At 74.1% G+C, this 3,279-nt stretch carries 1 protein-coding gene and 1 pseudogene; both read right to left on the bottom strand.

Features of this window, described 5'->3' with window-relative positions; translation table 11 throughout:
• Positions 1 to 217: 217 nt before the first annotated feature.
• Positions 218 to 2,287 (bottom strand): prolyl oligopeptidase family serine peptidase, encoded by a 2,070-nt coding sequence (locus VR44_RS37765; protein ID WP_045952196.1) that lies wholly within the window; start codon positions 2,285 to 2,287, stop codon positions 218 to 220.
• A gap of 56 nt (positions 2,288 to 2,343) precedes the next feature.
• A pseudogene (locus tag VR44_RS43465) lies at positions 2,344 to 3,256 on the bottom strand (oxidoreductase).
• Positions 3,257 to 3,279 lie beyond the last annotated feature (23 nt).

Raw genomic sequence — 3,279 nt, 5'->3', positions numbered from 1 at the left:
GCGCCGGGTGCGGCCCTCGACGGTCAGGTCGACGGCCGCCGCGTCGCCCAGGGTGCGGCAGACGAACGCGGCGAGTTCCCGGCAGGTGGTGGTCTCGTCGTCGCCGCTGCCGATGGCCTCCAGGGTCTCGGCCGGCGACGGCCCCCGGTACGGGGCCCCTTGGGGGGTCCGTCCGGCGGGGTTCCCGTCGGGATCCGACGGGCAGCGCGCCGGGAGGTCACCTCGGCGGGGTCAGGCGCTCCCGGAGGAAGGTGTGCACGAGGGCCTCGTTGAAGGCGGTCTGCTGGTGGTCGGTGGCTCCGGAGTGGCCGCCGCCGAGGTGTTCGTGGAAGAGGACGGGGTGCCCGAGTTCCCGCAGCCGGGCGGCCATCTTGCGGGCGTGGCCGGGGTGGACGCGGTCGTCACGGGTGGAGGTGAGCAGGAGCAGGGGCGGGTACGGGGGCCCGTCGGCACGGATCCGGTGGTAGGGGGAAATGGCTTCGAGGTGGGGCCGGTCGGCGGGGTCGTCGGGGTCGCCGTACTCGGCGGTCCAGCTGGCTCCGGCGAGGAGCTTGTGGAAGCGGAGCATGTCGAGCAGCGGGACGTGGGCGACGACCGCGCCGAACAGCCCGGGTTCACGGGTGAGCATGGCGCCCATCAGCAGGCCGCCGTTGCTGCCGCCCTCGATGCCGAGCTGGGCGGGGGTGGTGATGCCGCGGGCGGTGAGGTCGCGGGCGACGGCGGCGAAGTCCTCGTAGGCTCGGACCCGGTTCGCGCCGAGGGCGGCCTGGTGCCAGGCGGGCCCGTACTCGCGTCCGCCCCGGATGCAGGCGACGGCGTAGGTCCCGCCGCGCGCGAGCCAGGCCCGGCCGGTGACGGCGCTGTAGGAGGGGACCATCGAGATCTCGAAGCCGCCGTACCCGTAGAGCAGGGCCGGTCCGGGGCCGGGGCGGTCCTCGGGGCCGATGACGAAGTAGGGCACGCGGGTGCCGTCGGGCGAGGTGGCGAAGTACTGGCTGACGGTGAGCCCGGCGGTGTCGAAGAGGGCGGGGGCCTGCTTGAGCACCTCCAGGCCGTCGGTCCCGGCCACGCCCCGGTAGAGGGTGGAGGGCTGGAGGTGGCCGGTGACGTCGAGGAAGTACTCGTCGCTCTCGTCGGGGTCGGTGCAGGTCACGGTCGCCGTCGACAGGGGCGGTACGCCGGCCAGGGGGGCTCGGGTCCAGCCGTCCGGGGCGGGGGTGAGGAGCTCCAGGCGGGAGGAGACGTCGGCACGGGTGCGCAGGACGAGGTGGTTGCGCGTCCAGCTGTAGCCGGCGAGGGCGGTGCGCTCGTCGGGGGTGAACAGGACGTGCGGGCTCCTGTCCCCCGCCCGGTAGGCGTCGAAGCGGAAGGCGAGGAGGCTGCCGGCGGGCTGTCCCAGCCAGGGCGAGCGGGGGTTGACGACGAGCCACTCGCGGTGGACGCCGGTGACCGCGTCGTCGGGTACGTCGATCTTCTCCGGCGGTCCGGCGCCGTCCTCGGGCAGGAGGAACAGCTCCTGGTTCCAGAAGTCGATGCCGCGGGCGACGAAGTCCCGTTCGAAGCCGGGGGTGTGGTCGCGCCAGCCGGTGGCGGAGAGGTCCGTGGGCCGGCCCTCGTAGACCGTTTCGGCCTCGTGCAGGGGGGTGCCGCGGCGCCAGCGGCGGACCTGGAGGGGGTAGCCGGAGGGGGACATCGTGCCGGGGCCGAAGTCGGTGCCGATCCAGAGGTGGTCGGGGTCGATCCAGCCGACGCGGGTCTTGGCCTCCTCGACGGTGAAGCCGTCCTCGACGAATTCCAGCGTCTCCAGGTCGAACTCGCGCACCACGCAGGCGTCGGCGCCGTCCCGCGACAGCATGACGAGGGCGTGCCGGTGGCCGGGGGCGAGGACGCTGCTGCCGGCCCAGGCCCACTGCTCGCCCTCGGCCGCGGCGAGCGCGTCCAGGTCGAGGACGGTCTCCCATCGCGGCTGCTCGGTGCGGTACTCCTCCAGGGTGGTGCGGCGCCAGATGCCGCGCAGCCGGTCGGCGTCCTGCCAGAAGTTGTAGAGGTGCGGGCCGCGCCGGACGGTGTAGGGGATCCGGCCGTCGTCGTCGAGGACCTCCCGCACCTCGCGCTCGACGACCTTGAACCCGGGGTCGGCGGTCAGCGCGGCGACGGTCTCCGCGTTGCGCTCCCGCACCCAGGCGAGGGCGGTCTCGCCGCTGACGTCCTCCAGCCAGAGGTAGGGGTCGAAGTCGTCGTGGGGTCCGGGGGCGGGGGCGCGGTCGCGGGGGGCTTCATCGCTCATCCGCCGATTGTGCCGGACGCCGCCGGGGAGGACGTGCGCCCTCCCCGGCGGACCGGTCAGGTGGTCGCGGTGTGGTGGAGTGCTTCCAGACGGGCCAGGTCGTCCTCGGTGAGGCACAGGGCGCCGGCGGCCACGTTGGCGTCGAGGTGGGCGGGGTTGCCGGTGCCGGGTATGGCCAGCATGTGGGGTCCCCGGTGGAGGGTCCAGGCGAGGCGGACCTGTGCGGTGCTCGCGCCGTGGGCCCGGGCGACGGCCTCCAGTTCCCCGCTCTCGGAGCCGGAGGCGCCGTCCTCGCGGCCGGCGGCGGCGGTAGAAGGGCACGAAGGCGATGCCCTGTTCGCCGCAGAAGCGTACGAAAGCGTCCTGTTCGGGGCGGACGCCGATGCCGTACATGTTCTGCACGCAGACCACCGGTGCGATGGCCCGGGCCTGGGCGAGCTGCTCGGGGGTGACGTTGGAGACGCCGAGGTGGCGGATGAGACCGGCGTCGCGGAGTTCGGCGAGGGCGCCGAAGCGGTCGCTGACGGAGTCGGTGCCGAGGACGCGCAGGTTGACCAGGTCGAGGTGGTCGCGGCCGAGCTGGCGGAGGTTCTCCTCGACCTGGCCGCGCAGCTCGCGGGCGGTGCGGGCGTGCTCCGCCCACTCCCCCGCCGCGTCGCGGCGGGGGCCGACCTTGGTGGCGATGACCAGGTCGTCGGGGTAGGGGCCGCCGAGCGCGCTCTTGATCAGCTCGTTGGCGGAGCGGAGCGGGGAGAAGTAGAAGGCGGCGGTGTCGATGTGGTTCACGCCGAGCTCGACGGCGCGGCGCAGCACGGCGATGGCACGGGCGCGGTCGCTGGGCACGGAGTCGGCCTGGAGGGCCGGGCCGTCCTGCGGTACGCGCATCGCCCCGAAGCCGAGGCGGTTGACCGTCATGTCCCCCAGGGTCCAGGTGCCCGAGGCGGCTGCGGTGATCGTTTCTGTGGTCATCCGGGGATGATCTCCCAGGCGGG

The organism is Streptomyces katrae (genome assembly GCF_000966975.1).
In the GTDB taxonomy this organism is placed as follows: domain Bacteria; phylum Actinomycetota; class Actinomycetes; order Streptomycetales; family Streptomycetaceae; genus Streptomyces; species Streptomyces katrae.
This window is presented reverse-complemented; position numbering and strand designations above follow the sequence as displayed.

Coding starts and splice junctions, on each gene's coding strand:
- VR44_RS37765 (WP_045952196.1), bottom strand. CDS start 2,287: ATGAGCGATGAAGCCCCCCGCGACCGCGCCCCCGCCCCCGGACCCCAC.